At 65.4% G+C, this 1,687-nt stretch carries 1 pseudogene; it reads left to right on the top strand.

Annotated features, from left to right (window positions below):
- Positions 1-111: pseudogene (locus A6A05_RS20605) on the top strand (IS5/IS1182 family transposase); the annotation flags it as partial.
- Between the last annotated feature and the right edge of the window lie 1,576 nt (positions 112-1,687).

Raw genomic sequence — 1,687 nt, 5'->3', positions numbered from 1 at the left:
TGCCGACGCCTCGCCAAGGACTTCGAGAACCTCGCCAGAATGGCGCTGGCGTTCCTGCGCCTGGCCATGATCCGCCTCATGCTGCGCAGAATCGCAAGGCACAGGAAATAATAGGGAACTTCGCGGACGGACTCTTAAGTACGGCTCTCTGCTCATGCGCGAGATCGCCAACGAGATCGACACACCCTCCGAGGAAGTCATCCGATTGCTGATTGGGCGAGTCTATGACGGTAGGTCAACTGCCAACGTTTTGGCAAAGTTTGGCCCGTTGGTGCAGAAGGCCATGAAAGACACGGTGCGTGAGTTGGTGAACCAGCGCCTATCGTCGGCCATGGATGACACCGCAAAGATCGCCCTCCCGGTCACGCCCTCCGAGACGATCAAGCTGGATGCACCAACTGCAGTTGCGACGCCTGCTGACGGAACCGGGGAGCTTGACGACATTGTGACCACCCAGGAGGAAATCGACGGCTATCAGATCATCCGCGCTATCGTGCGTGAAGTGGTCAAGGTCGAGCGGGTCACCATGCGCGACGCCAAGAGCTATTGTGCAATTCTGCTCGACGATAACAACCGTAGGCCCATTTGCCGTCTGCACCTTAACCGCAGTGTCAATGCGTATTCTCCCGCTTCCAAGCCTACCGCCCCACCGTCGGAACACGATTGCCGTTCCGCTCCGGCCATACCGCCACCACCGGCGCCTTGCGAGGAACCCGAGCGGTCGCCGCCGCCAAGCCCCTCCGCCCCACATCGCGGTGAAGGTCTGCCGAACCTGAAGGAGAGTCCGTCGGCGGCTTTGGGTGGATCCGAGCCGTCACCACCAGTTGGAGCAATGCCGTCACCCCGCCCGGCTCCCTCCCGATCCGATCCAGACGGCGAGGAGTCCAAACCTCAACGGGAAGCAAAAGCGCCCCCGAGCGATGCGGAACCCTCCGCTCGGCAGGCTCCTGCGGCACCGGCCGCGCCTCCGTTTGCACCGGCAGCGGAAGGGCCGTCTTCGCCCCAAAAGGAGGAGCCGTCGCCTACGCCCCCCTTGCGGCCAAGCCCTGTGGACACCGCGACGGAACCCGAACGGCCTGCCGCCTCGACGGATGCCCGGACGGTCGGTCCCGATGGCCAAGCCATTGCTCCGGAGGCCAGCCATGGAGATGACGCACGGGCGCCAAGCCAAGCTTCATCTCAGCCACAGGGTGGAGGGAACGGAGATGCCCAGTCCACCAATCCTGCCACTGGCGCATCTTCGGCATCGCAACCGCCTGCAGAGACCGATTCACCTGCTTTACCTTCCGGTGCCGTACCGGTAGCGGCTCCTCCCGCTCGGCAGGCTTCAGCTCCAACGGCACCTGCCGCGGTGCCAGCGTCACCGGCGCTGGAGCGGCCCATGGATCATGAGGCAGAACCATCGCCCACGTCACCCCTCGGGCCGATCCCTCCGGTCACCAAGGAGGAACCTGAACAGCCTGCTGTCGCATCAATGGATGCCGCAGGATCACCACGCCTGTCACCGTATCCTCATTCTGGCGGGAGCGGCGCTGGCCAGCCAGTCAATCCCGGCCATGGCGGTTCGTCGGCAACTGCGTTTGACGCGCAACCGGTGTCGTCGGCATCGGCGGGGGGTGCCCCCCCCCCCCCCCCCCCCCCCCCCCCCCCCCCCCCCCCCCCCCCCCCCCCCCCCCCCCCCCCCCCC

This window comes from Magnetospirillum moscoviense, assembly GCF_001650635.1.
In the GTDB taxonomy this organism is placed as follows: Bacteria; Pseudomonadota; Alphaproteobacteria; order Rhodospirillales; family Magnetospirillaceae; genus Magnetospirillum; species Magnetospirillum moscoviense.
The sequence above is the reverse complement of the archived record's forward strand: the minus strand, read 5'-3'. Positions and strand labels throughout refer to the sequence as shown.